General features: G+C 65.4%; 32 protein-coding genes. 20 read left to right on the forward strand and 12 right to left on the reverse strand.

Annotated elements, in window-relative coordinates:
- Positions 1-100 precede the first annotated feature (100 nt).
- Positions 101-1,834 carry an Hsp70 family protein gene (locus ASF30_RS10830; RefSeq protein ID WP_162240752.1) on the forward strand — a complete coding sequence of 578 codons (1,734 nt, stop codon included), beginning with the start codon at positions 101-103 and terminating at the stop codon, positions 1,832-1,834.
- 11 nt (positions 1,835-1,845) lie between these two features.
- Complete coding sequence (locus ASF30_RS10835) at positions 1,846-3,249, forward strand: dynamin family protein (RefSeq protein WP_055906002.1); 1,404 nt, start codon at positions 1,846-1,848, stop codon at positions 3,247-3,249.
- A 7-nt stretch (positions 3,250-3,256) separates the two neighbouring features.
- Here the strand turns inward: ASF30_RS10835 and ASF30_RS10840 are convergent, their stop codons facing one another.
- Entirely contained in the window at positions 3,257-3,718 is a 462-nt protein-coding gene (locus tag ASF30_RS10840) for a hypothetical protein (RefSeq protein WP_055906005.1), read from the reverse strand.
- A gap of 103 nt (positions 3,719-3,821) precedes the next feature.
- Here ASF30_RS10840 and ASF30_RS10845 point away from each other — a divergent pair, with 103 nt between their 5' ends.
- Positions 3,822-4,133, forward strand: a complete 312-nt coding sequence (locus tag ASF30_RS10845; RefSeq protein ID WP_055906008.1) for a hypothetical protein — start codon at positions 3,822-3,824, stop codon at positions 4,131-4,133.
- Between the two features lie 7 nt (positions 4,134-4,140).
- On the opposite strand, the gene ASF30_RS10850 is transcribed toward ASF30_RS10845, so the two are convergent.
- Positions 4,141-4,854: a neutral zinc metallopeptidase gene (locus ASF30_RS10850; RefSeq protein ID WP_055906011.1), complete on the reverse strand. Its 714-nt coding sequence runs from the start codon at positions 4,852-4,854 to the stop codon at positions 4,141-4,143.
- A gap of 161 nt (positions 4,855-5,015) precedes the next feature.
- On the opposite strand from ASF30_RS10850, the gene ASF30_RS10855 reads away from it, so the two are divergent.
- Positions 5,016-5,738, forward strand: a complete 723-nt coding sequence (locus ASF30_RS10855; protein ID WP_055906014.1) for a hypothetical protein — start codon at positions 5,016-5,018, stop codon at positions 5,736-5,738.
- A 16-nt stretch (positions 5,739-5,754) separates the two neighbouring features.
- Here the strand turns inward: ASF30_RS10855 and ASF30_RS10860 are convergent, their stop codons facing one another.
- Entirely contained in the window at positions 5,755-7,650 is a 1,896-nt protein-coding gene (locus ASF30_RS10860; RefSeq protein WP_055906017.1) for a hypothetical protein, read from the reverse strand.
- 166 nt (positions 7,651-7,816) lie between these two features.
- Between ASF30_RS10860 and ASF30_RS10865 the strand changes: the two genes are divergently transcribed.
- Genes ASF30_RS10865 through ASF30_RS10875 form a run of 3 tightly spaced genes read left to right on the forward strand, consistent with a single transcriptional unit; the run spans position 7,817 to position 9,558 of the window.
- Positions 7,817-8,245 (forward strand): hypothetical protein, encoded by a 429-nt coding sequence (locus ASF30_RS10865; RefSeq protein ID WP_055906020.1) that lies wholly within the window; start codon positions 7,817-7,819, stop codon positions 8,243-8,245.
- Entirely contained in the window at positions 8,242-8,832 is a 591-nt protein-coding gene (locus tag ASF30_RS10870; RefSeq protein WP_055906024.1) for a hypothetical protein, read from the forward strand. Before ASF30_RS10865 ends, ASF30_RS10870 begins: the two co-directional genes overlap by 4 nt.
- Before the next feature lie 39 nt (positions 8,833-8,871).
- The gene (locus tag ASF30_RS10875; RefSeq protein ID WP_055906027.1) at positions 8,872-9,558 is read left to right on the forward strand and encodes a helicase associated domain-containing protein; all 687 of its coding nucleotides are present in this window, start codon (positions 8,872-8,874) and stop codon (positions 9,556-9,558) included.
- A gap of 222 nt (positions 9,559-9,780) precedes the next feature.
- Here ASF30_RS10875 and ASF30_RS10880 read toward each other — a convergent pair whose 3' ends face one another.
- Positions 9,781-10,194, reverse strand: a complete 414-nt coding sequence (locus ASF30_RS10880; protein WP_055906030.1) for a hypothetical protein — start codon at positions 10,192-10,194, stop codon at positions 9,781-9,783.
- Positions 10,195-10,437: 243 nt separating this feature from the next.
- Here ASF30_RS10880 and ASF30_RS10885 point away from each other — a divergent pair, with 243 nt between their 5' ends.
- From ASF30_RS10885 to ASF30_RS10895, 3 genes are all read left to right on the forward strand, one after another.
- Positions 10,438-10,839 carry a hypothetical protein gene (locus ASF30_RS10885; RefSeq protein WP_055906032.1) on the forward strand — a complete coding sequence of 134 codons (402 nt, stop codon included), beginning with the start codon at positions 10,438-10,440 and terminating at the stop codon, positions 10,837-10,839.
- Between the two features lie 101 nt (positions 10,840-10,940).
- Complete coding sequence (locus ASF30_RS10890; protein WP_055906035.1) at positions 10,941-13,427, forward strand: cutinase family protein; 2,487 nt, start codon at positions 10,941-10,943, stop codon at positions 13,425-13,427.
- 174 nt (positions 13,428-13,601) lie between these two features.
- The gene (locus tag ASF30_RS10895; RefSeq protein ID WP_055906039.1) at positions 13,602-14,108 is read left to right on the forward strand and encodes a hypothetical protein; all 507 of its coding nucleotides are present in this window, start codon (positions 13,602-13,604) and stop codon (positions 14,106-14,108) included.
- Positions 14,109-14,116: 8 nt separating this feature from the next.
- On the opposite strand, the gene ASF30_RS10900 is transcribed toward ASF30_RS10895, so the two are convergent.
- The 3 genes from ASF30_RS10900 to ASF30_RS10910 all read right to left on the reverse strand — a co-directional run bounded on the left by ASF30_RS10900 (position 14,117) and on the right by ASF30_RS10910 (position 16,519).
- Complete coding sequence (locus ASF30_RS10900) at positions 14,117-14,347, reverse strand: hypothetical protein (protein ID WP_157497227.1); 231 nt, start codon at positions 14,345-14,347, stop codon at positions 14,117-14,119.
- 76 nt (positions 14,348-14,423) lie between these two features.
- Positions 14,424-15,785, reverse strand: a complete 1,362-nt coding sequence (locus tag ASF30_RS10905; protein ID WP_055906045.1) for a PcfJ domain-containing protein — start codon at positions 15,783-15,785, stop codon at positions 14,424-14,426.
- 65 nt (positions 15,786-15,850) lie between these two features.
- Entirely contained in the window at positions 15,851-16,519 is a 669-nt protein-coding gene (locus ASF30_RS10910; RefSeq protein WP_157497229.1) for a hypothetical protein, read from the reverse strand.
- 213 nt (positions 16,520-16,732) lie between these two features.
- On the opposite strand from ASF30_RS10910, the gene ASF30_RS10915 reads away from it, so the two are divergent.
- Positions 16,733-17,296, forward strand: coding sequence for a hypothetical protein (locus tag ASF30_RS10915; protein WP_055906051.1), 564 nt, complete (start codon positions 16,733-16,735; stop codon positions 17,294-17,296).
- 60 nt (positions 17,297-17,356) lie between these two features.
- Here ASF30_RS10915 and ASF30_RS10920 read toward each other — a convergent pair whose 3' ends face one another.
- Positions 17,357-17,923 (reverse strand): DUF6998 domain-containing protein, encoded by a 567-nt coding sequence (locus tag ASF30_RS10920; protein WP_055906053.1) that lies wholly within the window; start codon positions 17,921-17,923, stop codon positions 17,357-17,359.
- Between the two features lie 65 nt (positions 17,924-17,988).
- Here ASF30_RS10920 and ASF30_RS10925 point away from each other — a divergent pair, with 65 nt between their 5' ends.
- The 5 genes from ASF30_RS10925 to ASF30_RS10950 all read left to right on the forward strand — a co-directional run bounded on the left by ASF30_RS10925 (position 17,989) and on the right by ASF30_RS10950 (position 21,190).
- Entirely contained in the window at positions 17,989-18,543 is a 555-nt protein-coding gene (locus ASF30_RS10925; protein ID WP_055906056.1) for a hypothetical protein, read from the forward strand.
- 19 nt (positions 18,544-18,562) lie between these two features.
- A complete protein-coding gene (locus ASF30_RS10930) occupies positions 18,563-19,324 on the forward strand; it encodes a hypothetical protein (protein ID WP_055906059.1) in 762 nt (253 codons plus the stop codon).
- Positions 19,325-19,369: 45 nt separating this feature from the next.
- On the forward strand, positions 19,370-19,876 hold the full coding sequence (locus ASF30_RS10935) for a hypothetical protein (protein ID WP_055906062.1): 507 nt from the start codon (positions 19,370-19,372) through the stop codon (positions 19,874-19,876).
- Between the two features lie 13 nt (positions 19,877-19,889).
- Positions 19,890-20,309 (forward strand): DUF6283 family protein, encoded by a 420-nt coding sequence (locus tag ASF30_RS10940; protein ID WP_055907296.1) that lies wholly within the window; start codon positions 19,890-19,892, stop codon positions 20,307-20,309.
- A 407-nt stretch (positions 20,310-20,716) separates the two neighbouring features.
- Positions 20,717-21,190, forward strand: a complete 474-nt coding sequence (locus tag ASF30_RS10950; protein WP_157497231.1) for a hypothetical protein — start codon at positions 20,717-20,719, stop codon at positions 21,188-21,190.
- A gap of 8 nt (positions 21,191-21,198) precedes the next feature.
- On the opposite strand, the gene ASF30_RS10955 is transcribed toward ASF30_RS10950, so the two are convergent.
- The gene (locus ASF30_RS10955) at positions 21,199-21,555 is read right to left on the reverse strand and encodes a hypothetical protein (RefSeq protein ID WP_157497235.1); all 357 of its coding nucleotides are present in this window, start codon (positions 21,553-21,555) and stop codon (positions 21,199-21,201) included.
- A 554-nt stretch (positions 21,556-22,109) separates the two neighbouring features.
- Between ASF30_RS10955 and ASF30_RS10960 the strand changes: the two genes are divergently transcribed.
- Positions 22,110-22,820 carry a hypothetical protein gene (locus tag ASF30_RS10960; RefSeq protein ID WP_055906075.1) on the forward strand — a complete coding sequence of 237 codons (711 nt, stop codon included), beginning with the start codon at positions 22,110-22,112 and terminating at the stop codon, positions 22,818-22,820.
- 83 nt (positions 22,821-22,903) lie between these two features.
- On the forward strand, positions 22,904-23,431 hold the full coding sequence (locus ASF30_RS10965; RefSeq protein WP_157497238.1) for a hypothetical protein: 528 nt from the start codon (positions 22,904-22,906) through the stop codon (positions 23,429-23,431).
- A 49-nt stretch (positions 23,432-23,480) separates the two neighbouring features.
- Here the strand turns inward: ASF30_RS10965 and ASF30_RS10970 are convergent, their stop codons facing one another.
- The 3 genes from ASF30_RS10970 to ASF30_RS10980 form a co-directional block, all read right to left on the reverse strand.
- Positions 23,481-24,131 carry a hypothetical protein gene (locus ASF30_RS10970; RefSeq protein WP_157497241.1) on the reverse strand — a complete coding sequence of 217 codons (651 nt, stop codon included), beginning with the start codon at positions 24,129-24,131 and terminating at the stop codon, positions 23,481-23,483.
- A 150-nt stretch (positions 24,132-24,281) separates the two neighbouring features.
- Positions 24,282-24,521, reverse strand: coding sequence for a hypothetical protein (locus tag ASF30_RS10975; RefSeq protein ID WP_055906082.1), 240 nt, complete (start codon positions 24,519-24,521; stop codon positions 24,282-24,284).
- Complete coding sequence (locus ASF30_RS10980; RefSeq protein WP_055906085.1) at positions 24,521-25,264, reverse strand: hypothetical protein; 744 nt, start codon at positions 25,262-25,264, stop codon at positions 24,521-24,523. The genes ASF30_RS10975 and ASF30_RS10980 overlap by 1 nt, the downstream gene beginning before the upstream one ends.
- Positions 25,265-25,513: 249 nt before the next feature.
- Here ASF30_RS10980 and ASF30_RS10985 point away from each other — a divergent pair, with 249 nt between their 5' ends.
- Positions 25,514-26,332, forward strand: coding sequence for a hypothetical protein (locus ASF30_RS10985; RefSeq protein ID WP_055906088.1), 819 nt, complete (start codon positions 25,514-25,516; stop codon positions 26,330-26,332).
- Complete coding sequence (locus tag ASF30_RS10990) at positions 26,329-26,781, forward strand: hypothetical protein (protein WP_055906091.1); 453 nt, start codon at positions 26,329-26,331, stop codon at positions 26,779-26,781. Before ASF30_RS10985 ends, ASF30_RS10990 begins: the two co-directional genes overlap by 4 nt.
- Positions 26,782-26,798 lie beyond the last annotated feature (17 nt).

Here is a 26,798-nt window from a genome sequence, read left to right on the forward strand (position 1 = left end):
GACGATGCCGTCATCGGTGATCATCGACTCAGCCAGCAATCAGACGTTCGTCGGTGAGTCCGCGGCGAACCAGATGACGATGTACCCCACCGGGTACGAGATGCACCCGAAGCTGTTCCTGGGGAAGGATCGGGTCTCCATCGGGTACTCCACCACCAGTGTCGTCGCCGCTGTCCTCCGCCATGTCCTGAATCTCGGCGAGGCCGCCAATGAGGGGACGGCTCCGGCGGAGGTGATCCTCACCCACCCTGCCGAATGGGGTGATGAGCAGGTCAACGCCCTCCGAACAGCCGGTGCGGAAGCTGGAATCCCGGAAGCGTCGATCCGGATGGTGGAGGAACCGATCGCGGCCGCGTACTACTACGCCACTCAGGGGTCGAACCCGGCGGTCGGGGAGAAGATCGCCGTGTTCGACTTCGGTGGCGGGACGTTGGATGTCGCGATCATCGAACGGACTGCTGACGGCTACGAATCGTTGGATTCCGACGGCGCGGAAGACCTCGGCGGGAAAGACTTCGACGAGCTGCTGTACAACTGGGTGTTGCAACCCGCAACGGAACAAGCCGGGGTCGACATGGGGGTTGTCCTGTCCCAGCCTCAGAACCTGGCGCAAGCGTTGACGTTGCGGGATCAGGTGAAACGGGCGAAGGAGAGCCTGTCCACGAACGAAAGCGCACGGGTGCCAGTCCGCGCTCCAGGGTTCGACGGGGTGGTCACGGTCACCGGTGACGAGTACCGAGCACTCATCAAGCCGTTGGTCGACCGTGCGGTGCGGATCACCACCGGGCTGATCGCCGCGAACGGCGGAAAGGTCGACCGGATCTACCTGACCGGCGGATCCTCCCGCACCCCGTTGGTTCGGGACAGCCTGCAAGCGGCGCTCGGGCTGGAACCGAAGACCAGGGACAACCTGAAACTGGTGGTGACTGAAGGGGCACTGTACGTGCCGCGGCCGGCGGTCGAGACGGAGCCGGTGACGCCGGCTCCGGTGCCGGTGGACCCGGAACCGGCGCCAGACCCTGAGCCGACTCCGGACCCCGAGCCGATTCCAGACCCCGAGCCGATTCCAGACCCCGAGCCGATTCCAGACCTCGAGCCCGACCCTCGGAAGAAGTCCAAGACCGGTCTGATCGTCGGTCTCAGCGTTGCGGCCGCAGCGGTTCTGCTGTTCGGCGGGATTGGGTTGGCAGCGGCTTTGAGTCAGCAACCTTCGGAGCCCACCACAGCGCCGGCCGACTGCCCGCCCGGGGAGCATCGAAGCGACGGCGGGAACTGCGTCGCCGACGACCCCACCGACGAACCCAGCACAACAGCTACAGTCCCGTGCTGGGATGGATCTGAGGCTGCATCGGCTTCGGACTGCCCAGCCCTGGAAGGAACAGCAGCTCTTCAGGCTTCCTTCGCGCTGGACGACAACCCTGACTGCGAGCCCTCGGACGCAACAGATGCCGAAGAATCCATGCAATGCACATGGACCGATCTGCCCAACACGTACGTCACGATTGCCCGGTTCTCCCAGCCGTCTGCCGTCTACTGGCGAACCTACTGGGGGGACACCAGTCAGGACACAGACACACTCGCAGTGGATGACGCCCCTCTCGCCGATGACACGGGAACGGCAGTGGGGACAATCTGGGACATCGCGATCTACAGCGACGCAGGGGACAACACCAGTCTGGGCAAGGTGATCGGATACAACGATCTTCAGTTCTCCTCCGACATCTTCACCGACGTCGAGGGCGGAGGAACGCTGGACAATCAAAACGCTGCAATCGGGCGGGTGCATTTCCTCTCGAATGCCGACATCCAGACTCTCCTGAGTGGGGCTCCGTGACGGAATCGCACATGACCAGCCTCACCAGCGCCGTCCTCGCAGTCTGCGACCGGTTCGATCAGGTCGGCGGCCCGGAAGTGCTGCCGGCGACCACGTATGCGCGCGCCAGGCTGAAGGAACCGCTCCGGGTGGCGGTGGTCGGGGATGTGAAGGCGGGGAAGTCGACGCTGATCAACGCGGTTGTCGGCCGGAAGATCGCCGCGACCGCCGACGTGGAATGCACGAAGGTCGTCACCCAGTACAAGTTCGGCGCCGACGAAGGCTGCATGCTGCACTTGGCTGGCGGGAACCGCATGCCGGTCCTCCTGGTGAATCGGATGCTTCCGGACCGTCTGCCGGTGCCGGTCGATCAGATCTCCCATGCTGTTGTCACTCTCAGCTCGGACCTGCTGAGGGAGTTCACGTTGATCGACACTCCCGGGCTGTCGACGACCACCGCAGAGTTGGAGGTGGCGTCCCGGCAGTATGTGCTCGGCGCGTCCGGGGTCCGGCAGGCCGACGCGATCATCTACGTGTTCCGGGGCGACCAGAAAGCAGATGACGTCGCGTTCCTGAAGGAGTTCCAGAGGGTGGCCGGGGACAGCTCAACCGCGTCGGCGATCGGTGTGCTTTCCCACGCGGACGGGTACGGGAAAGGCCCGTGGGGCAAGGAGTACGACCCGATCGTCAGGGCAGGCGAGCGAGCGGCGGAGATCGAGAAGGACCGCGCTTCTGAACTGTCCGCTGTGCTCCCGGTGGCTGGGCTGATGGCGGAAGCGTCCGTGATCGGGCAGCTGCGCGAAGCCGACGCCCGCACCCTGAACTTGCTGGCGGGCCTGTCGGAGCTCGACCTGCGGACCGGTCAGCTCCCTCAGGGAGTCTCTGGAGAGGACGTGCCGAGGTTGGCGCGGATGGTCGGGGAGTACACCATCCGTCACGGCCGGGGCCCCGCTGCCGGCGGCACCGCGGGCCTGACCGATTGGATGCAGTCCCGGTCCGGGATCGACGCCGTCCGTGCGTTGATTCGCAGACGATACATCGGCCGGCATCCGCAACTGAAAGCCAAGGAGGCGATGGAGCAACTGGAACGTGCTGCGCATCATTACAAACAGAGGATGCCGTTGCGTCGGATGCTGTCGGACGCGAAACTGTCCCCTGCACTTCACCCACTGGAGGAGGTTCGGGCATGGGAGGCGCTGGTGTCCCGACACCACGACCATGAGCTCCTCAGCGTGGCGGACAGGTTGCTTCGGTCGGGCACCGACACAGAACGGGTCGGTTTGCCTACAGGGTCCGGGAAGGCTGACATTGCCCGACGTGCCGCCGAGGAAGCGAGCGCCGCCCGTCAGTTCGGTGCGGGCGGTGACCCGGCGTTGGCGAGGGCCGCAGCGACGATCTCGTTGTCGTTCACGATGGTCGCCGACCGGAACCGCTGATCAGGTCTCACTGCAGCCACTGCTCGTTCATCCGGTCGATGGTAGCGTAATGCTCCTTGATCGCTTCCTTCACGTCAGCGGGGACATCGGGGTTGTCCAGCTGCTGCATCAGCAACGGCGGGTCCGTGGCAGGCCCTACAACGGTGGCACTCATGATCGCTTCAGCGGGGTCGGTGGGGCCAGGCTCCATCACCGTTTCGAACTGCCCGTCGCCGCGGTCCTGAAGGATCGTGTCCACCACGGTGTCCCGGTTGGTGTCGATCCCGACAGCATCGATGTTCCCGTCTCGGTTGGTGTCTGAGTAGACAGTGTCGGCGTTGCCGTCCTTGTTGGTGTCGACGGCGAGCTGGTCGACAACATGGTCGTGGTCGCTGTCGATGAGAACCTCGTCGACCTGCCCGTCGCCGTCAAGGTCGACTTTGCCGAGGTCGCCGAAGCCGTCTCCGTCTGTGTCTTCCCAGGAGGTCATGATCTGCCCTTTCGTCGGGTGCGTGGTTCAGATGCTCCACCCGGGCGGGAAGTTCCCGCAACCAGCAACGGAACATCCGGGGCTGGCGGGGCATCGAAGGAGGATGAAGGAAATCTGGAGACACGGGCTCGCGGTGATGTTGGCTACGGCGGTGCTGTGTGGTGCTGGCTGCACCTCAGGAACCCCGAAGGCTGACGACGCTGCCCCTGCCGCCGGGGATTGCATCAACGAGAACGTCGCGGACGCGAACCCGTTCGTCGCTTGCGGCGACCCGGCGGCGACCCGTGAGCTCGTATCGGAGCTCGGGGACGCCGAAACGTGCGAGGACGGGCTGGAGCCGTACACACATCAGCGGACAACGATCGCAGGTCCCGTCGGACCGAAGACGGAATGGTGCTCGCGGGTTCTCGACTGAACGTCCGTCACTCCTCGACCGGGTAGCACCCTTCGACACCCAGGGTGCGTCCGTCGTTGAACGCGTCGATCCGGTCGAGCGGGTCGCCGTGGTCGTCGCTGTCGGTCCATTCGGTTTCGTCTGCGAGGAACGTGAGGGCGTTGGTGATTTCGGCTGTGTCTCCGGTCTCGAACGCCCACGTTCCGTCGTCGGCGGCGCCGTACAGCGCTGCGGCGGCGAAGCAGTCAGCTTGGAGCTCTTCGGAGTTCCACAGCCCTTCTGAGGAGATCTGCTCTTGGATGGCGTGGCCCCATTCATGGGCGATCACCAGGTAGACGACGGAGTCGCCACCTTCGGTGTACAGGTAGTCCATCAGGTCCTGGTCCCACAGGATCGTGTTGTCGGGGACGCAGTAGAAGGCGTTCCCGGGCTCCAGCTGTTCGCCGCCGCAGGAGGGCAGGTCCGATTCGATGTACGGGATGAAGTCCGACGGTGGCGTGTAGGGGTCTCCGCCTTCGTAGAAGTCGGAGAAGTGGTCCGACCAGAATGTGTCGACGACGTCGATCGCGTTTTCGATCTCCCCGTCGATCTCGTCGTAGTTCAGTGGGTCGCCGGAGCGTTCAGTGTCGGAGATCGGTCCGGTGTTGCCGCCGGAGTAGAGGCCGCCGAGCAGCCCGGTGCATCCGGTCAAGGTGAGCAGTACCGTCATCGCGGCGGCCGCAGCCATCAGTTTGCGGGGCATCGGGCCCTCCGTTCGGTACACACCTTCGATGCACGGTACCGGGTTGGTGTTCCCGTCCGGCAGCCCGAATCCGAGGGACAGCCGGTGGCGTTCTTGGGTCGATTCTGTGTTCGTCCGCACATGTTGGTGGCAGAAGAAGACATCTACCTCAGGAGAAGACCATGACGACCACAGCGCCGACGATCACCGCAGGCACCGAGTTCCGTTCCATCGAAGGTGACGAGAACGTCCTGTGGAAGGTGACCGACGTCGAACCGTCTGGGATGGTCACCGTCGTCGGTGCTGACGAGACCATCGAGGTCGAAGGAGAGGAGTTCTACTCCGACTACGCCGGTGTGGTGAAGCGGTTCCCGATCGAGTTCGTTCAGGGCCAGGTGGCCCGCGAGAAAGCCCTCGCTGGCCTGTTCACTCGCAGTGCCGATGAGACGAAGTCGTTCTGGGACTCGATGAACGTCGGCGACGTTCTCCACTACAACGATCGCCGTGACAGCTGGATCCGAGGCGTAGTGGCACTGACCGCTGACGGCAAGAAGGGGTTCAAGGGCACGGCGCTGGTTGGCGAACGGAGCCAGGGTGCGATCTACAGCATCGGGATCGACGGCACCGTCCACCACGGCTACGACGTCCGGAAGATCCTGAACGGTGACATCTGGGTTCCTCGCAAGGGTGACTTCTTCGAGTACGCGTCCAACAATAGGTCGGACGTCGACCCGCGCACCCTCCCGGTGCTCCCCCTGCACCCGCCGGCACCGACCGCGGAGCAGGCAGCTGAGTACGCCCTCGGCGGTCAGACGGTCCGAATCCGTGCCGCGCTGGACGACACGGCCATCACCATCGAGGAGCGCCTCGCGCTGATCCGTTCGATCCTCGACGGCAACGCCTAAGCAGACGCTGCTGCGCTCAGCTGTCCTTCGTCTTCGTGTTCGTGAGGTGACGGCCGATGTACCCGATGTACACCTTCCCGGTCCCGGTGGTGTCGTCGTGGAAGTGCAGTCGCGGTGCGATGGTGTTCTCGTTGGTGGGTTTGAAGTGCGACCCCATGAGCACCTGACCAGTCTCGGATACGGTGGTCGGAACGGGGAAGACCCGTTCGTCGGCCCACCGCTGCATCGTCGATGCGGACTCCCTTGACGCGAACCGGTCCAGCGGGACGACATGCCCGCTGTGGGTTCCTTCCGCGGTGAGGTACTGGTGGAGGCTGCCGGAGAACTCGCCGCCGGCTTTCAGTTCCGCGTAGTCGTGGAGGCAGTGGACGTACTCCCAGAACGCTGACGCGTACCGGCCGACCGGGTCTCGTTTCTGGATCTCCATCGTCGGCGCCAGGTCGCCGGTGAACACGACGTAGCTGAGCGCCGGGTGCGGCTCCTCGCTGCTGTCGGCATCTTCGGTGATCCGGTTGATGAGCTCCTGCAGGTCTTCCGGTGACTGCCAGTCGACCGGCAGTGGTTCAACGTACGTGTCTTCCGCGGCGCCGGCTTTCACCAACCTGGTGCGGAGGATGTGCGCTTCACGTTCCGCGGCTGCTGCGGCTTGGGCTTGCATCCCTGCTTCCAGTTCGACGTCGTCGACCCTGGCAAGCGCCTGCTCCAGTTCCAGCTGCAGCCGGGTGTTGGTGTCGATCATCTCGTCCAGCTGCTCCACGGCAACGTCGGATTCCGCGGCGGTCTTCGACAGCTTCTGGCCGAGCTCGTCGATGGACTCCTCGGTGACTTCGGTCTTCCCGAGCCACTGGCGGACGAGCGCACGGATGCGTTTCAGCAGTGGTGCGTTCGGGTCAGCGGCGACAGCTTCGGGGGTGAGGATGATCTCGCCGGTGCCGGTGTCTGTGGTGATTGGCGGTACGGGTTTCGCTGCGACGGTCTTCTCGACCCGGACGAGGCGTTCCTCGCGGGCTTCCTCTTTGGTGAGGATGTCCATGGTCCGTCGGACGTCTGCGGGGAGTTCGGAGAGGAGGACCCGGCGGCGGATCCCGGACGCGTGGACGGCGGGCAGCATCCCGCTGACGCGGTCGCGGCGGATGGCGCGTTCCAGGGTGGCGGGCCCGAGAACGCGGTGGCGTAGTCCATCGCCGGTGTCGTCGAAGTCGACACCGGGGAGGAAGGTGCGGACCCGGCCGGGCGGGACGTCGTGGGTTGCGGGGACGGCCGCGTTGAACTTGTCGGCTGCGTCGTCGGCGATGACGAACACGGTGGCGTTGCCGACGGACTCCTTCGTCAGCGAGGAGACGATCTGAACCCATTTCGGGTCGAGGCCAGGGCCGGGTGAGGTGGCGACTACGACAGCTCCGGATCGTTCCGGGTCGAGGATCGCGTCGACAGCCTCATCGACTCGGTGCCCGTGGATGAGCTGCGGTGCTGCGGTCATCTCGGTGTCACCGTCGCGGACGACGACAGCTTCGAGCAGCTGCTGCACCACCTTCGGGGTGGCGACCTTCCTGATCGCTTCTTCCTGGTCGACGCCGGCGAGCCCGGCGGTGACGTACAGGGTCTGCTTGTGGGTTCGGTCCAACGGGAGGGAGACGGCGACGACTGACACTTCCCATGTGCCGCCGGGGTTCGTTTCGGAGAACCGGATCGCGCGTCTGCGTGACCCGTCGAGGTCGTGGTCGAGTTCCGCGACGCGGAGGGTGGCGCCGGGGCCGAGCGGGTGGGTTCCGGGGCCGTCCCAGTCGGCGGATTCCAGGTTGGACCGGCCTTTCTGCTTCGTCCGCAGCCACGACCTGACTTGGTCTTCGGCGACGGTGACCGCGTCGGCGGTGTCGTCGAGACGGAAGATGGCGCGGTACCCGGTTGTCACGGTGGTGGAGCTCCTTCGTCGGTGGCGGCTTGAGGGTTGCTCGGATGGTACTGGCGACCCCCGACGCTGCGCGGGTACGGCCCCAGAACCGGGGTCTGCCCGTGTCGTGCGGCCCGGTGGTAGAACTGGAGCATTCCCTTGACCACCCGACCCTGAGGGAGCTGCGATGTCCGACGCTGCGCATCCGCCCATCACCCGTGGGGTGAACCCAGCCCCGGACACCGGATGGTCGTGGTACCTGACGGACTACGAGATCGCGTACATCCACCAGTTCAACGTCCGCCCGGTCCGTGAGGATTGGCCCGGGACCCCGGAGGAGATCGCCCGCCTCGACCAGGAAGCCGACGGTGTCCGAGCCCGCGGGTACCAGCCGGCACCGGAACCGAGGCTTGTCGCGGCTCCCCCGCCCATGCTGGAACCAGAACCTCAGGCCTATGTGCCGGCCGAGCCTCGGCGGTACCGGCGGTGGCTGTGGGTGCTGATCGCTGCCGTGATGGTCGCCGGCGGTGCAGTCGCCGCGACCATCGGGATCATGAACCTGAACGCAGCCGCCACGCTGAACGAGCAGACCGCTGAGATCGAGGCGAACCTGTGAGCGAGACGAAGCCGAAAGGCACGATCGGTGGGGGCGTCATGCTGGCGTTGCTGCTCAGCTCCGTCCTCATTTTGGGCGCCGGGGTTATGGTGTACGGCTGGTCGGCAACCCAACTCGCCTCCGCCGAAGAACTTCACCAGAACGCCGAACGAAAGCAAGACTCGAAGGAAGCCGCCGAGCAGGCTCAGAACGAACGCGACCTCGAGATCGCTCGGGAGAAGGAGGCGAAACGGAAGGCGGATGCTGCCGCTGCTGCGCTCGTGCGAGCCGAGCAGGCGCGGAAGGACAAGGCTGCGACCGATCAGGGCTACTACGTCATCCCTGGCGACGTATCCATCTATTACAAGGCCCATGAGGGCGATTACACCTGCACGTCCGAGGGTCGCTGTGCGGTGTTCACCGTCATGACGGCCGACCCCTGCCCGGAAGGTATCGCCGTTACCGTGTCCGCTTTGGACGGCGATGTCTCTGTCGGCGCGGTGTATGGGGTGACAGCAGGACTGCCTGCGACTGGGGTGGCCCAGCTGGAGCTGGCGATGCCCGGTGGCGACAAGTTCCAAGTCACCGAAGCCCACTGCATGGACTAAACCTGCCAGCCGCCCTCTGTGCTCGCGCATAGAGACTGTATGGACAACCTCACCTCTTCCCCTGAGATCAACGCTCACGACGCCCGTTTCCAGAAGATGGCGGACGAGCTCGCTTGGTTCGTGAACGACCGCGGCCGCATGCCGATGCGTGTGCAGGACGACGCGGATGAGCGCCGTCTGGGGATCTGGCTGACGAACCAGCGGATCGCTCACCGGAAGAACCCCGACTCTCCGAAGCAGAAGGCCCGGTTCGCTCAGCTGACCGCTGCCGCTGGAGACTGGATGAACCCGGAACGCCCTGACTGGAACCTGAAGCTCGACGCTGTCGCCGCGTTCCTCGACGAGCACGGCCGTCTCCCCCGCGCTGCCGCCGCTGACCACACGGAGAAGCTCCTCGGCATGTGGGTGGCGTTGCAGCGACGTTCCGCGAAGGAGGACGGCATCGGCGCCGGCCGCCTCGCCATGCTGGATGAGGCGATCCCCGGTTGGTCGACCACCGCTCACGACAAGACGTTCGAACAGACCGTCGAGAAGCTCCGCGCTTGGCGTGCCGCCGGCAACGATCGCATCCCGTCGCCGCGCAGCGGCAGCGACGAGGAGCGGTCCCTCGGCTGGTGGCTGCACAAGCAGCGGTCCGCGGTCATCCACGGGCAGCGCACCGCGGAGCGGATCGGCATGATCGACGCTGTCATCCCCGGCTGGTCGGACACCATCGACCGCGACTAGCCCGGAGATGGAAATGGCCGCCGAAGCCCTCACCCGAAGAGAGACCGGCGGCCTGGACGCTCCTCACAGAGAGCGGGCCCCGGAGGTGGTTCCGAAGCCTCCCCGAGGCCTCTTTACCGTGATCGAGTCTATGTCAGCCCGGCCGCGAGGCGGCGCCATCCCAGCGAGTGCGAAGGGTGCTCACAGCGTTTGCTGAGGTGCAGCTCCACCCTTCCCACCGAGTCAGTCTTCGTCCGGGTTCAGGGTCAGCTCGACGACACCTTCGAGGTAGTGCGCGACAGCCAGCCCGGCATCGGCGTGTCCGGCTCGGACGTGGATGTGCAGCGGGCCCCGCTCGTCGTCCATGATCGTCTGGATGCGGAGCTCGCCGAGCTGGTAGGCGTGCACGAGGTCGATCCGGATGAGTTCGTCGCGGACGGCGCTGACTTCAAGCGTCACCGGGGTTGCTCCCAACCCGAGCACGGCCAGGGTCAGCTCGCGGTACGCAGCGAAGATCTGGTCGATGTTCCGGCGGGCGGCTGTCGTCTGACGGAACCGCTCGAGGTCGGTGTTCACCTGGTCGGGGATCTCGGTGACGTCGACGCCGGTGCCGCCTGTCTCGGCGAGTGCTTCGTCGCGGGTGGTGAAGTAGTGCATGAGGTGCCTTTCGTTCGGTGGGTTGGTACCTCGAATCGATAGAGGTGCGGCACGTGGCACTTGGCCGCGATGATTGCCTCTGCCGGTGTTCCCACGGTCCGCTTCTTGGCCGTTCACGGCAGGAGTGGGTGCTGCCGCACATGATGGTGCCGGAACCATCGGCACTATGGAGCGTTGCTCTGCGAGCATGCAGTTGCTGTCCGCGGGACCGATAACCTGACACCCCCTGATGAGAGGCGTTTGATGTTCGCTGTGTTCGCTGTGATCGTGTTCGCCGCCCTCGTTGCTTCTTGGATCGGATTCGCCCGCGTCCGCAGCAAGCGTGGTACCGGACCTCGCGGCGCCGGCTGGGCAATCGCTCACCATCTTGTGGTGATGGCCGTGGTCCTCGAAGGGGCAGTGGTGTCGTTCCTGCCTTCCGGGGCGCTCGGCGATCCGCACGGCGGGGTCGGCGGTGCTTCGGGGCTGATCATCTCGGCGGCGGTGATCTCGGTGGTCTTGGCTTTCCTGTCGGTGGCCATCGACGCGGCTGTCACGTTCATTGAGAACGCAGCCGGCCGCCGCACGGTCGTCGTCGTTGTGTGGGTCCTGACGGCGGGGCTGCTGTGGCTTCATCTCATGGCCTGGCTCAACACCACCGCCTGACCCCCGATTAGGGGGATACGGCACTTCGCAGGCCCTGATACGTTGCGACTGCCGGAAACCCGACCCTCCGGCAATAGGGGCGTCACGTGTACCCACGAACCGTGAAGTTGGCCGCCAGCACCACCCTCGCAGTTCTCATCAGCGCCGCCTTTGCGGTCATCCCGGCAGCAGCACCAGACGCCTCCGCCTCGACCGGCTGCAAACCTGTCGCCGTCATAGCGTTCCGCGGGTCTGGGGAGAAGAACCTCGTCGAGACTGTCACCTCGAACGCCGGGAAGGATCATCGCTACGGCAAGACCAACCTCGTCACGAACGGCTGGGAGGGGTGGCGGCTGAAAGGGATGCTCGAGGAGTACGCCCCAATCACCTACAAAGACGGGTTCAAGGCTGACTCCGTTCCCGTGATCGCGATCGCGCCGCCGGACTCCACCACCGATGTCGGGTACCCGGCAGTCGAAGCATGGACCGAGGTGTTCTCGAAGCTGAACGGATCAGCTGTCGCCGGAACCAACGCAGCTGTCAAGAAGATGACTGCGTTCAAGGCCAGCCAGCCCGCCGGATGCCCGTCCCCGCAGTTCATCGCGGTCGGCTACTCACAGGGAGCGATGGCGGCACGGCTCCTCGCCCAGGCGAACCCGAAATCCGTCATCGGGGTTATCGACATCGGCGACCCATACCAAAAGCCTGACTCCGCCGGCAACGAAGGGTCGAAGAAAGCCGGGAACGGCTTCATGCGGTGGAACTACCCGTTCCTGCAGTCGACCATCGACAAGTTCTACGGCGAGTCCTTCGCCAAGGCGGCCATCTGTCATGACGGCGACGTCATCTGCGACTTCCGATGGGGCACGTCGTACAAGTTCGCGACAGGGGACTTCAAAGACCACGGTTCGTACTACACCTCCGCCTACCCAAACGAAGCGAAGGACAAGGCGAAGCAGGTAGCCGACCTCGCCCACACATCGTGGAAGCGGACCACGACGACCACACCGCCGACCACCAGGCCCGCGGATGTCGTGTTCGTCATCGACACCACGGGATCCATGTCGGGATACATCGACCAGGCTGTCGCAACCGCAGCCAGCGTCGCTGCGTCAACGCTGGCCGCGGCGCCCGGCTCACGTGTCGGTCTGGTCCAGTTCCGAGACCACGGGGACGACATCGTCGCCCAAACAGTGGTGCCGCTGACCACGAACTTCTCCTCATTGACGGCTGGACTCTCCACCCTCTACGCCGACGGCGGCGGCGACTGGCCTGAAGCCGTCTACTCAGGAATTGTGGAAGGAGCCCGCCAATCCTGGAAGGCTGGTGTCTCGCGCTCCATCATTCTGATCGGAGACGCCCCGCCCCATGACCCGGAGGACGTGACGGGCTACACGGCGGCTCAGGTCACAGCAATCTTGAAGGGCGGGCCGATCCCGGCAGCCAAGATGCTCGCCCGCAGCGCTCCGGTCGAAGATGACTCCCTGGGGCAGGGAACCCAAGACGGACCCGATGCCGTACCACCGACAGCGGACGTTCCGGTTGACGCAGGCGACGCTCCAGCCGAGCCGCATGTGGATGACACAGGAGACCCAACTCCAGCAACAACACGCTTGGCGCCCACCAGCCCGGTGGCCGCCGCAGAAGAGGCTGGAAGCTTCGACCCGATCGTCCTGTACGCAGCATCTGCCGTGCCGGAGCTCACCGAAGCTCTGACCCCCATCACCGACGCGACAGGCGGTCAGGTGTTCCCGATCGACGATCCCGATGGCCTCGACGGAGCGCTGGAGGAGGCGCTGGAGGACACCACTGAGGCACCATCAGCTGCAGTGCGGGTCGGTGAACCGGCCATCGCAGGCTTGCAGACCGTCATCTCTGCTGTGGACTCCGCCACCTTCGACAACGCCGGAACCTTCGAGTTCGACTTGGACGGAGACGGGACGTTCGAGTTGACTCCATCGGAGCCGTCGTTCGCACACGCCTTCCCAACAGCTGGGACGTACACGGTGGGCGTCAAGGTCACCGACACTAAGGGTCGGGCAAGCGTGGCTCAGACGACTGTCGATGTCCTGCCTGAGTCCGCCACCGAACCGTTGCTGGACTTCACTACTCCGACCCTGACAGTGAAAGCGAGCCCGGGAACTGTGGTCCAGGGCGCGTTCGCGCCAGTGACAGTCGAGGGCGGAGAGCCATCCGAGTACCTCCTCGTCCCGGAAGGGGACGACGTATGGACCACCGCTCCGACCTACACCGCGCCGGTTCCAGAGAACTGGGCAACTGCAGGCCTGGAGATCCCCGCAACCGTACCCACCGGCTCATACAGCCTCGTCATCGGTTCGGAAACTTCCGGCTGGGGTCAAGGGACACTGCAGGTCACGGCGGCACCCGCCGGACCGACCACCCCGCCGACGACACCGCCCAGCGCCGGCCCCGCGGGGGCCGACGGCCCTACCCCGATAGCCGGGCCGTCCGGAAGCTCGGGAACTACGCAGCTTTCATCCACCGGTGCTGATCCGTCGGCCGCATTGCTGACCGCATCCCTGCTCGCTGTCGCAGGCTTGCTTCTCGCAGGGTTCGCTCGCCGCCGGAAAGTTGGCGGCGACCGGTAGCCCCGCGGTTAGCAGCCCCGTCAGGAGCCAGGAAATCGACGCGTGACCTTCTGGTGAGGAACGCTCACAGCTTGCTTCCAACGTTCGTACAGACGTCACTCACTCCCGCCATGTAGCTTCGCCGATTGGGGTGAAGTAGCCTCGCGCCCTCTTCCCCTCACCTGAAAACCGTTGATGACTCTTAGCACTCCGATCGTCGCGAGCTCCGCGACGCTCTTCCTCGCTGCTGCCGCAGTTGTACTGTTCGCGGCTTCCCCTGCCTCTGCTCCTGGTTACAGCGCCGACTCAGCAGACCAGAATCTCTCGAACGTGGTCGTCACCGAGTCGGACTACAGCACCATCAGCGACGGCACGACGCCGATCGACAACGAAACCAAGCGGTTCGTGCATCGGCACAACGAGCAGTCAGCTGGCCGTGATCAGGTTGCGTTCCCGGCTGAGCCGACGGTTGCGCCGTCGACGTCCGAACCGGTTTCCGCCGAGCCCGTCGACGAGACGTCACCCACCGTGAAGCCGACCCCGCGCCCGGAACCCGCGAAGCCTTCCGAGCCGACCGGCGCGGTGGAGACGCCGGAGCCGGCCGCCCCTGAAGCGGAACCTGACCCTTCGAAGCCCAACGTCGGCTCGTCAGCACCTGCCAACGACGACGAGGCCGTGGAGCCAGGCCCGACCGTCGGCTGACGCTTCGTCTACCTGGTTCGGTCTCGCTTGGCCCTGACCATCGTGTAGATGGTGAGCGGCGCGATCCAGAGCAGGGCGAGCGCGGTGAGGATGATGGCGACCACCTGCATCGCCCCGGTCGCACCGTCGAGGTAGCTCAGGATCGCGACGGTCAGGCCGAGGGCGAGCAGTGCGGTCGCGGTCAGCCCCCACCGAGTCGGGATCATCCACCATTGACGGTTCTGCTGTGGTGTGGTCATCGGCTTCACCATAGGGCTTTCTGTGTTCGGATCTCGCTCTGGGGCTCGATGGCGTGTCTGTGCGCGCCTGCGGAGGTCACGCCGCCTCGAGCATCTTCTGCTGGGCGAGCACCTGCTGCGCTGCGCGTTCCACCGCCACGGTCACTGGGTCGGTGATCTCCGCGTCGGGGCGGGCGTTGAACCGGCCGTAGAACTGCCGCACCTTCCCGTCGGTGGACAGTTCGATGTTGGCGAGTAGGCCGCCGGTCTCCTCGTTGGTGACGGCGAGCAGGTACGTGTGGCCGCTGATCGCCTGTGACCGGTACGACGCGATGCAGTGCTGCATCTGGTCACCCCAGTCGAGCAGCTGGTCGGTCTCCCGTGCCGCTTCGATGATGTGGCCGGCCGCACGGATCCCGTCGACAGCGTCGGTGACCGGGTGCGACGGGATCGGCAGGTTCATGTTCCTGAACCGGCGGACGGTTGACGCCAGGGCGTCGTGGAGTTCACGCCACGTCTTCGCCTGCGCCACAGCGGGTGGCGGTGTGGTGGTCCACGCTTCGGTGCCGGCAGCGTCGGTCAGCGTCTTGTACGAGTAGACGGCGTCTTCGATCCAGCGGAACCCGTCCTTGGTGATTCCGGGGATCAGCATCAGCAGCCGTCGGCGGCGTTGCGGCGGGACGAGCGCGAACAGCTTCCCGAAGCTTGGTAGCTCACGCTCACCTCCCCACCCGAACTTGCGGACCTTCGCCCAGTCGGTCGGTGTGGCGACGGACGCTCGGAGGAACTCCACCAGCCAGTCCACCTCAACGTGCTTCGCTGCCTCGCGGGCGATCTGGACGTCGAACATGTTGGCTGCGGCCACGGCCTTCACCAGGTCTTTCCGGGTGCGGCGGACGCCGAACGTTGCAGTGGTGAACTCCGCGGCGGTCTTGGCCCGAAGTGCACGTGCCGGGATGTGTCGGTGGCGGGGACCGGTGAGGATCCCGTCCTGACCTGCCTTCGCCAGCTCCAGGAGGTACGGGTGGGCGACGGCACGGAACAGCTCAGACTTCTTCATCGTCTCGTGGCCCTCGGGGACACCAGTGGTGCGGTGCAGCATTCGTGTGGCGGCTTCCAACAGCTCCGGCGGGAAGGTCCTGTCGTTGTCCAGCAGATGCCGTGTCTGCTCCCACGATTCCGTCATCACCGACGGTTTGTTCCTGGTGGCGGCGCTGCGGCTGCGGATCCGCAGCAGACGTTCGCCGGACTTCGTCGGCTTCGCGGAGAAGAACGTCCGCGCGCCGTAGTACCAGTAGCTCACCTCGCGCCCATCCTTCAGGGGGCGGGTGCGAGTCTGCGACTCGGTGAACGTGACGGTGTCGAACTTCTCGATGATGATGCCGCGTTCGGGGATGACGGTGTGGCGGTCCACCCAATGCTGGGCGGGCAGGGCGATGGTGGCGGGCGCGGTGGGCATGGTGGAACCTCCTTGGTTCCTACATGCGCGGAATCACCAGCTCGTGAGGAAGGCGATAGCCAGGCTCAGGTGTTCGGCGGTTCCACCAGCAGCACCGGCCCAGCCTTCGGCGCCGGCCACACCTGCACGACGTACACCTCGTCGAGGTCGTCGCTGACACCGTCGTAGTGGAGTTCGCGGCCGCGGGCTGAGATCCGCACCCGGTAGTCACCGGGTCCGTTGATCGCTGCGCTGCGGATCTGCGCTGCATCTTCGAACGAGGTGATGTCGATGATCCCGAACTCGGAGTGGATGGATGCCTCCCCGACCCATTCGCCGTCCAGCATCGGCGGTTCCTCACGGGTGGCTTCCACCCGGATGGGGACCAGTCCGGTGTTCAGCCCGGTGAACACCACCACCCCGGTGTCGGACAGCGCGAACAGACGGTTCTGGTAGTTGGTCGTGGTGAAGATGCTGCCGTCGCCGTCCGGGTGGGCTCCGTCGACGGAGAAGAACCCTTCGTGGATGCGGATGGTGGCCGCCGCCGTGAACGGCTCACCGCCCGTGTGCGTCTTCGGCGGTCTGACGCCGAGGTTCGCCCTGATCGCCGCCGCCCGCTCCGCGTCGGTCATCGGCGGGTGGAGTTCGTGTGCCCGGATCAGCGCCGCCCGCGCCGCCGCGGCATCTTCATCGTCCTGCAGAGGCTGGATGATCTGAGCGAACAGGTAACTGTCTCGGTCGCGGTCGTCTGTCACGACGGTCAGAGTATCGCGGGCTTCCCACACTGGATCTCGGATCCATTGGTCAATCGGGTCTGAGCGGCGTACTACTCGGTGCAGCCACTCAGCAGCAGCGGCTCACACCCTCCCGCCAAATTGGGTCGGTGAAGCGCTGGCCACAGCGCCGCCAGCTGCGTATGAGTAGTCGGGACCAAATCGGCCCCAGCACCGAAACGAAACGAGAACCCCATGACCAACCCCTTCAACCCCAGCTTCGACGACATGCTGCGCGACCTCCTGTCGACGCTCGAGGCGACCGGCACCCACCCGGTCCCGGACGGCATCACCGACCCGACGGACGCCGGCGGAAAGATCCTGTCGGCGATCGAGAGCCTCCGCTCGACCGCCGGCATCCGTCCCGGAGACTGGAAGGTCGCGAACCAGCACCGTCTCGGCGGGATCGTCGAAGCGTTCACCGTACTGCTCACCGCTGTCCCCGGCACCGTCCTCATGGACATGCCGACGTCGATGGTCGAGGACGACGGGCCGTCCATCGGGTTCTTCGCCCTCCTCCCCTACGGGACGTTCGCACCGATCACCGTGATGTTCCTCGCCCAGCACCAGGCCGTCACCAACCCGTGCTCGCCGTTCACCGGCTTCGTGGAGGAGGAGATCCAGGTGACGCTGGCCGGGGTGCGCCCGGACGCCGAGACGCAGCAGGTGTGCGACCAGGTGGAGGAGTTCTTCATGGCGCAGCTCCGCCGCGGTCGCGGTGTGGCCGGGTACTACGGGATCGCCGACCAGCTGGTGTGACCGAAGGCGTGGCCGGGGTGGGAGCGGAACTCACCCCGGCCTGCCTGTTCAGCTGAAGGACTACGGTGCGAGCAGCGCCGCGACAGCGTCAACCCGATCCTGCACTTCCTGTTCCGGTGTGCCGAAGCCGACTGCGGGGAGCATCGACAGCATGGTGATCCAGGCGTTCTGAAGTGACGGCGTAACGTCGACGCCGGCTTTCCAAAGCTGGCCGACCCGGACGGCGACGGAGTTGCTCCGCTCCCGGTACTTCCCGTGTTCCGCCACCTCTGCCGGCGACCATTCCCTTGCTGCGGACACCCGGTTCTCGGCGACGAGGATGAACAGGCACACGTCGTACCCGTCGGACCGGATCGCGGAGAACGTCTGTGAGCTGCTGGTGTCCGCGGCGACGTTGCGGACCTTCACCTGCACACGCCGGCCATCCTCGGCGATGAGGTCGTAAGACTTCGCGGAGTTGTTCTCCAGCGTCCCGCCGTAGGCGATCGCAGCCGCGTATTCGGCGAGGTCACCGACGGGTGCGTTCTTCGTCCGGACGAGACCGCGCCGGCGGAGCTCGTCGAGGATCCCGGAGTACGTGTCGAGGAGCTCCCCGACGGTCAAGGTAGTGAGGTCGATGCTGGTCACCGGTCGATTGTGTCAGCACCGTGCGACGTAAACGGGCGGCGCCACCGAAGTGACAAAGTCCGCACATGTCGGTGGTGAATCCCAACCCCACCGTCGAAGGAGCCACCTTGGTCACATTCACCGGCATCGACGCCACCGTCGAGCTTCTCGCCCCGTTCCTCGGACAGCCCGTCGTCATCACCTCGAAGATTCCGGGCGACCGTGAACTCCAGGCCTTCGGTGTGTTCGGGTCCGCGGTCATCGATCCCATGCACCACCGCGGCATCAGTGCGGACATCACGTTCTCGGGCGGCGGCTCATTCAGCTGGCACCACTCCGCTGCAGTCACCGTCGACCTGCTCGACCAGACGGCTGACCTGATCCCTCCCGTAGCTCAGGTCGGCAGCCGGTCCGACAACGACAAGACCACCATCACCCTGTACACGGCGAACCGCGGCGACGTGATCGTCACGGAAGACGTGCACAACGACGACAACTACAGCGCGTACCCCGGGCATTACACCCCACGACAGGCCCTCAGCGCCTACCTCGGCCGGGACCTCCTTCTCCGCGACATCGTCAACGGCGGGCAGCGCGTCGCCAACGGTGAAACGTGGGACATCTTCCACGTCACCCGCTAACCACGAAGGACAACAACTCATGATCACGTTCACCGGCACCACAGCCACCATCGAGCAGCTCGCTCCGCTCATCGGGCAGGTCCTCACCGTCAAAGTGACCGACGCGATTCAGGGCACCACGGTCGCAGCTGGCGTCGTCGCTTCGCTCGAACTGCGGGATCTCTCACCGCACCCCGAAGACAGGACCCAAGGCCGGATCTACTTCGCCGGCGGCGGCCACATCGGCTGGAAGCGCAGCAACGAGATCGTCATCACCCTGCCCGACGACATGACCTGGAAGCCAGCGCCTGCCGCCGAGAAGGACGAGCCGGACAACGACAAGATCACCTCCACCTTCTACGTCCGGTACACCACCGAGGGCACCATCGTCACCACCGACCCGACGGCCACCGGTGTCACTTACAGCGACATGCCGTCACCGCTCAAGGCGCTGTCCCATCAGGTCGGCCGGAATCTGAAGCGCGGCGACATCGAGGACGGCGGCCAGCTCGTCACCCCCCACGCCACCTGGGAGGTCTGGCACGTCCCCACGAACGCCACCGCCCACACTGACAAGCCGGCCACCGCCGACAACACCATCACGCTGTACGCCCAGTACACCGAGGAGGGCACCGTCGTCACCGCCGACCCCACAGAACCCGGCATCACCTACGAGCGGAACCTCGGCGCTGTGCGAGCCATCCGCAAGCACCTGAACGACCTCCCCGGCGACGACATCTACTCATCCGGCATGTACACGCTCCTCGGCGAAGAGTGGATGGTCTGGCACGTAACCGTCTGACCTGACCCGCCGCCACCCATCACAACTTCGAAGGAACAACACCTCATGGTCACATTCACCGGCACCGCCGGCTCTCTCACCGAGCTGGCGCCGTTCCACGGTCAGCCTGTCTTCGTTGTCGTTCGCGGCCGCGAGTACGTCAAGCAGGCGTTCGGTACTGTCAAGTCGATGAACTTCAGCGACGCTGCAGATGGCTTCGCGCGCATCGGAATCATCAGCTTCACGAACGGTGAGGTCAGCTGGGAAGCCGGTCAGGAAGTGACCGTAGACCACATCGCCAACCTCGACGCCGTGGACACTTCACCGATCCCCGAGGTGGACATCGAGATCCCCGACACCCTCTACTCCCACTACGACGGCCGATGGTTCAACGTCACAATGAGCACCGACAGCACCGGCGGCCGATACCCCGGACGGGACGGCCTCGCGGAAGTGTTCAGCGAGTACATCGGCCGGGAGGTGCACATGTCCGACTTCGAGCGCGGCGAAGACACCGACTTCCTCAAGAGGACGTGGATCGCCTGGCACAAGAAGCCCCAGCCAGCCGAGTAGCGTGGAGCCCAGCATGAGCAGGACAGACGACCACGACGGCGGCGCCCACCCGCGCCCCACACCCTGCGCGTCCTGCCCCTACAGAAGATCCGCCCCATCGGGTGTGTGGCATGGGGAGGAGTACGCGAAACTCCCCCGGTACGACGGTGAGACGTTCGAGCAGCCGATCGCAGCGTTCATGTGCCACCACGGGGCAGGGGACGTCTGCTCAGGATGGCTCGGCCATGCCGACCCGACACAGCTGCTCGCTGTCAGGCTCGGAATCATGCACGGGAACCTGCACCCGGACTGCGCCGACTACACCACCACTGTTCCGCTGTTCCCTACCGGCGCCGCGGCCGCCGAGCATGGGCTGGCTGAGCTGCGGGAGCCCGGCGGTCGAGCGCAGGACACCATCGACAAGCTGGTGAAACTGCGTCAGCTGAAAGGCTGACTTCACTCTGCGGCAACGGGCCTTTGCTGTCGCCGAAGGCCGAGGCGTACGATGGCGCCATCGCGGGGGAACACGCGCGGAGGCGCAGCATGGATATCGGATTCTGGATCCTGGCAATCATCATCCTCGCCTTGGTCGTACTGCTCGTCGTACGAATGGTGCGACGGCGGTCAGAGCCGCCATCAGAGGACCTGACCGGCGAGCGTCTCGCAAGACAGCGAGCGTCAGAGGAGCACGAACGCGGCACGGCCGGGAACGGACCGGGGCAAGGCAGCGCCGACTTCTGAGCTGATCCAGGCATCGAGAATGCCCGCAACGCCATCAGGCCGCGCATCCCAGCTCCGTGTCGCTGCTGCCGGCAGTGCGCGCCGAGTAGGTTGGAGTCCGCGACGCGATCGGAGTGGACTGTGAATGCAACTGAACCGGATGCCGGCGTGAACCCGGAAGACGAGTACGACGAGGTCGTCGAAACGGTCGACGACCGCGACTACGGGACACTTCAGGAAGCGTTCCAGCAGCACCGCCGCTCCTTCGCGAACCAGCAGTTCCTGGCGCCGATCGCAGAGAAGTTCGATGCGGCCGGCTACTCGGGGCGCTCCGCTTACATCAAGGTGTCACGCCGCGACGGCGGGCCGGCGTTGGAGATCCACGCCGGCTACACGAACGGGTTCGCATCCGAGGATGAGATCGTCCGCATCTTCGGCGACGTCGAACGTTGGCACAGCGGCCGCGGGACCGGGCTCTGGGGTGTCACTCACCCTGACCATGGCTCCCCCAGGAACGGCACCGGCAGGTCGACGAAAGACAAACGGTACGGCGGCGAATGCCCGACATGCGGTGCTGTGCTTCCACTGTCCGGAACCTGCGACTTCTGCGGCTGACCCGTTGGTCATGGCTCCTGGTACTGCGCCGCCAGGTCGGTGATGAAGCTGTCCCGCGGCATCTGCAGCTGCCTCCGGGTGGTGTTCCCGTTGTTGCTGACGACGAACACCTCCAACCCGAGGGCCACGAAAGCCATCCGATACTGACTGACGGTCCGGATTGGAAGACCGCTCTGCTCCGCGAGTTCGGCAACGGTCAGGTCGGTGCGCCCGAACTGGTCAGCGCCGCCAGCTTCGGCTTCCGCGACGCGACGTCCAAGTTCCAGGTCGAGCTCGTGAAGATCTGCGACAGCGGAGACGTCGGGCCGGCCTGTGGCGGCGACACAGGCTTGAAGCCAATCCTCAGCGGTGGTGAACCGCGCCAAGGGCATACCCAGAGTATGGACCGATCGCACGTGCGCCGCCAGTGACCTGGTCAGCCGTCCGGCGAGGTCAGTTCCCGGTGGCGTGCTCGCATCGGTGAGGGTCGCCGAACACGAGCGCTTCCTCGCAGGTCCGGCATGGGTTCGCGGACCGGCAGCAGCCGCAGTCCGGTGAACCCTCCAACAGCCGGCGCCACCACTTCATCAACTCAGCTCACCGCCATCGCTGGCACAGCCGTCCGGGGCTTCGAATGCAGGGTGGGGCATGTCAACTCCTCACTGAGTTGGTCCGCCCGCCGAGCGGGGCGGCCGCGGGTCTGAGGTGAACGTATCGACGGGCAACTGCGCCGGGAGAGCCCCGCTTGAGGGGACAGCGCCCAGCAAACAACTGGGAGTTGCGGTGAGGCGGTGGCCCCAGAACGCCCACAGTCACCCCTCTAGGTCTCAGCGCGACGGCGGCGGCCCGAAATCCCGGGGCGCCGCACATGAAGGTGGCGACACCAAACCGTGACGTCGGGCGAAGGCCTGACGATCACGGCAACTGGAAGGATGACGCCATGACCGCCGAGCAGCCACCCACAGTCCGCACGCCGCTGTACCGCCGCACGGTGTTCTGGCTGGTGATGGTGATCGCCGTCCTGGTCATCGCCCTCGCAGTCACGGCCGGTGTCGCCTTCCGGAGCCCCGGAGACACGGCGCCGACCGCCGGGACCCCTGCCGCTTCCGACCCGCCTGCATCCACGGCAGAGCCGACACAGGAACCGACTGACCCTCCAGCCACGAGCACACCGTCCCCGACTACCCGTGCGGTCGCGATCCCCGGCGACTGCCGGAACATCTACACGAAGGACTGGACGCCGGAGATGCACGGCGAGGTCCTGAACCCGGCATGGTCGCTGGAAGAACAGAACGCCAACACCGGCCGCGCCCACGACGAACAATTCGCCACCCTGCTTGATGCAACATCGGAGATCACCTGTGCATGGCATGGACCTTACGGCGGAAACGACATGATGCTGCGAACCGACATCGCTCGTCTCACCGCGGAACAGTTCGACGGTGCTGTCGTGCACGCCCAGGATCTCGGCTGGAACTGCTACGAAGAGCTCGGAGGCACCCGATGCGTCACCGAAACCGCCATGACAGCTGACGGGAACAACGGGTACTCATACTTCTTCCGGGACGGAATCTGGATCTCCACCAGATGGACAAACCTGCAACCTGACGGGTACACACACGACATCGTGAAGGCGCTGTTCGGAAACTGATCAGATGCCTACGGCGACATGATCCTCGCACCGGATCTGAACATCCGTCTCCGCCAGAAACCGGCAGGAGTATTCTCGGTGGCGTGACAGACGGTGAACAACCGAAATCCTTCTGGCTCCGTATCCCCTGGTGGGTGTGGGTCGGTGGGATAGTGGTCGTGTTCGTGATCGGTTCGATTACCAACGCGCTCAACGGGACGGCTGGGGCCGGCACCCCGACAGCCGCTGTGGCGACGTCGCCGACGCCGAGCCCAACGGTTGTGCCGGCGCAGTCACCGACGATAACGGAGTCAGCGACACCCCTGCCGTCTGCACCTGAACCGGCGCCCACAGCGGCGCCGCCGGCCGATCCGACGCAGACGACCACCGGTCTGACCGGTACCTTCGCGCAGTCAGCTTGCGACCAGGAGGGGCAACGCCTGTTCGAGTTCGGGTGGAACCCGGCGTTCATCTTCGGGCTGCTCGGGGAGAGCATCGACGGGGCGAACTACTTCATGAAGTTCACCGCAGAGGTGACGAACGAGTCGAACGCCGAGCGGGAGGTGACGGTGGAGTGCACTGTTACCGGGACGAATGACGCACCGGTGATCGTGTCGTTCTTCGCCTACTGACAATGTCGGGGCGCGGGTTGAGGTCAGGTGCAGGGGCAGGACAGGACAGCTAGATGACCGTGTCCGGGGCCAGGTCGTTCAGCTCTGCGAGCAGCTGCGCGTACGTCTTCGTGGCCATCTTCACTTGGTATGCGGGGCCAGGGAAGTCGTATCTCTGCCCGTAGGCGTGGACCGTCAGGACGCCTTCCGGCTGGCCTTCGGTGACGGATGCTTCCATCCGGTCGACCTTCCCGAGAGGGATCTGCGAAACGCTGATGTTGGGCCGCTTCGTTGCGTTGTCGGCGACGGCGTCCCATTCGAGCCTGTCATCCCATAGTCGCACCTGCAGCTCCGGTTGGCCTCGGCGCTTCTTCTGCCACAAGAAACCGTGCAACATTTGGTGCCCGTCGGATCCGGTGACAGGCGTTGCGTTCTTCCACAGCAGAGCCGCCTCGAGAGGGCTGATCGGCTGAGGTGCGACCGCTTTCAGCAACGCCTGGTGCTCGGCGCTGGAGACGGCGGCCAAGACCTTCCGTCCGTCACGGAACCGAACCTCGATCAGGGAGCCAGCTCTGTCCCGTGTTGAGAACACCACCCCAGCTGCAGCGCCGACAGGTCCCGCGACAAGGGCGCCGACAGCGGCTGAGCCCAGCGCTGAGTCGTACTGCTTGGACGTCGCGGTGTCGACAGTGTCAACGGCGACGACTGTGTACGCATTCACCTGGACGATCCCGGTCGGCCCGGTGATTGCATACCGACCAAGGACGTAGTCGCCGGGTCGCATGTCCCCGCTCAGGATCTTCACTGTCCGCTACCTCCGTCGGCACGCTTGATGTTGTAGTGAGAGTATCGGCATCTGCGATCCCAGCTTCTAGGCGCGAACCCCGAACTCAGTCATGACCGTCTCGCCGTGCCCACGTTCGATGTACAGGGTGAGGATCGCTTTCGCTTCGTCGTCGTAGTTGATCGCTGCGTGCGCCTGCTCGAAGGTCAGGCCGTCGGCGGCGAGCATCCCGATGAGGTTGCTGGTGGCGGTTGTGGAGTAGGCGATCGGGGTTTTCCGTCCGGGGACGTGCCACTCGACAGCGCCGCGGCTCTTGCGGGCGCCCATCAGGCGTCCTGGCCGATGACTTCGTGTTCCAGCTTCGCGGGAACCATGATGAGGGTGTCGTCCTTGCCGCCGGTGGCGGTGGCCCCGTCTTCGAACGTCAGCACGGTGTGGTCGGCGGTGATCGTGATCGACTCCGCCCGCCCGAGGACTGCACCGTCGAGGGTGGCGAACACCCGGCTGATGTGAGTACGGGACAGGGAGTGGAACGAGGTCGGCTTCACGTTGAAGAGGCGACGCTTCTTCCGGTGGGCGAGCGCGCTGGTGTCGCAGCGGTCGCAGGCGTTGTACGCCGGCATGTCCTCGATGTCGGCGAGCGTCACCATGGTCGGGAGGAGCGGCTCGACCCATGACATCTGCAGGTTGGTGTTGAAGTGGGCGTCTGTGCGCCAGCGATCCTCGAACTGAGCCCACACTGCGGGGCGGTCGAGCTCCTTGCGCTGCGAAACGCAGTCGACGGAGTGGATGACTGCGGAGCTGTTGCTCTCGCCGGCGTGGATGTAGATGCGGCCGGCGGCGATGTTCTCGGCGATCTGGGCGGTGTCGGCTTCAGCGCGCTGCGAGATCCCATCCCAGTACGCCCGCGTCTCTGCGGTCTCCAGGGCGAACGGGTCCTCCGGGACGGGCTGCACCTCGGTGAGCCCGGACTGGGCGCGGACGAGCCCCATCACCTGGATGAGGGAGTCGATGGTGGACGGGTCCAGCTCGGTGAGCTTGTTGGCGATGGTCGCGGTGTCGGCGTTCATGAACTTCCTTGCTTCTCGGTCATAGCTTTCATGCGCGGAGCAGCGGGGTTCTGCACGGCTACACAAAAACCTGCGAATACCGCGCATGATGGTGTTGAGAGCCGCAGCGCCGGCTCCTCTCCGAGACGACCAGGCCCGCGCCGACGGTCGTTTACGAGGACAAGGTCCTGAGTGGATTGCGCAGCAGCATCACCACGTCGACCGACTGCGGCGGGTGCGCGGGAACCCAGCCGAGATACGGATACGACCATGGACAACGCCAACATCAAGAAGACCGCCCGCGCCTACGCCGCCGAGCACGGTGTCACCTACACTGCAGCACTCCGTGCTGTCTCCGCCGCCGACAGGGCCACATCTCCTGCCGACCGGTACTCGTTCAAGGCGTGGATCTCCGACAAGGCTTACGACCCGTTCATCGGCGACCTCGCCGAATGGGTGAACGCTGACCCGGAGTTCCCGACCTCCCGCGACTACGCCACCGTGCACGCCTACTTCACGGCGAACGGTGACAGCGGCATCAGCCAGTTCCACGACGCCTGCGAGAAGTTCCGGTACTGGCTGGACACGCAGGGCACCGCAGTCGCTGCGCTGATCGCGCACGACTGGTGGAACCACGGCACCGGCCCCACCTGGTTCCAGAAGCTCCGCCTCGACCCGCAGTTCCCGGACACCGCCGACCACGACACCATCCTCGCGTTCGTGAAGGAGGCCGCCGCCGGCATCCCGGAACACCTCGACCGGTTCGAGCTGTTCTGGGAGTCCTGGTCGCAGAACACCACCACCCTGTCCGGGCTCCCCGGACGGTACACGATCTTCCCCGCCGACGACGCCGAACCCGGCGGGCCGTACATGCAGACCACCAGCCTTCCCGACGCCGGTGAGCGCGGGTACGTCCTCTACACGAGCCCGACCGACTTGGAATGGGCTGACCGGCACGTGGAGAGCGGCATCTGGTCGTTCCACGAGACGCGCCCCGAGGTGCCGCCGATGTCGGCGGTGTTCGACGCGAGCCGGATCGACAACCCCGACTACGGTGAGATCGTGTTCTACATCGTGGATGCCGCATGACCGAGCAGATCACGGCTCCCGCCCCGAGCCGTCACGTCACCCTCGTCAGCGTGATCGGGTACACCGTCCTGATCGGAGCCCTCACCGCAGCTGTTCTGTCGACGGTTCAAGTGATGGTGTCGTCGAGCAACCTGATGAACGGTTTCGCGAACTCGTTCATCGCTCTGCTGTACGCGGTCCCGGTCGGTCTGGTGACGGCGTTCGCCGCACTGATCACAGCTTTCTGCCTCCGCTCGGTGACGATCCGGCTGTCGAAGTCCCGGCTCGCTGGAAGCATCGCCGGCGCCGTTGGAGTGCTACTCATTGGTGTCGGCGTGACCCTGCTCTTCACCGTCGGCTACATGCTGCCGGTCGCCTGGATTGCTTTCGCGGGGACCGCGGTCGGAGCAACTGCGTTCTTCCTGTGGTCGCTCCGGTGCCTGGATAAGGTTGCTGCTCTGGCGGACTGAGAAGCTCCGGCTGGTGG

Origin of the sequence: Leifsonia sp. Leaf264 (assembly GCF_001422325.1) — a bacterium.
Lineage (GTDB): Bacteria > Actinomycetota > Actinomycetes > Actinomycetales > Microbacteriaceae > Orlajensenia.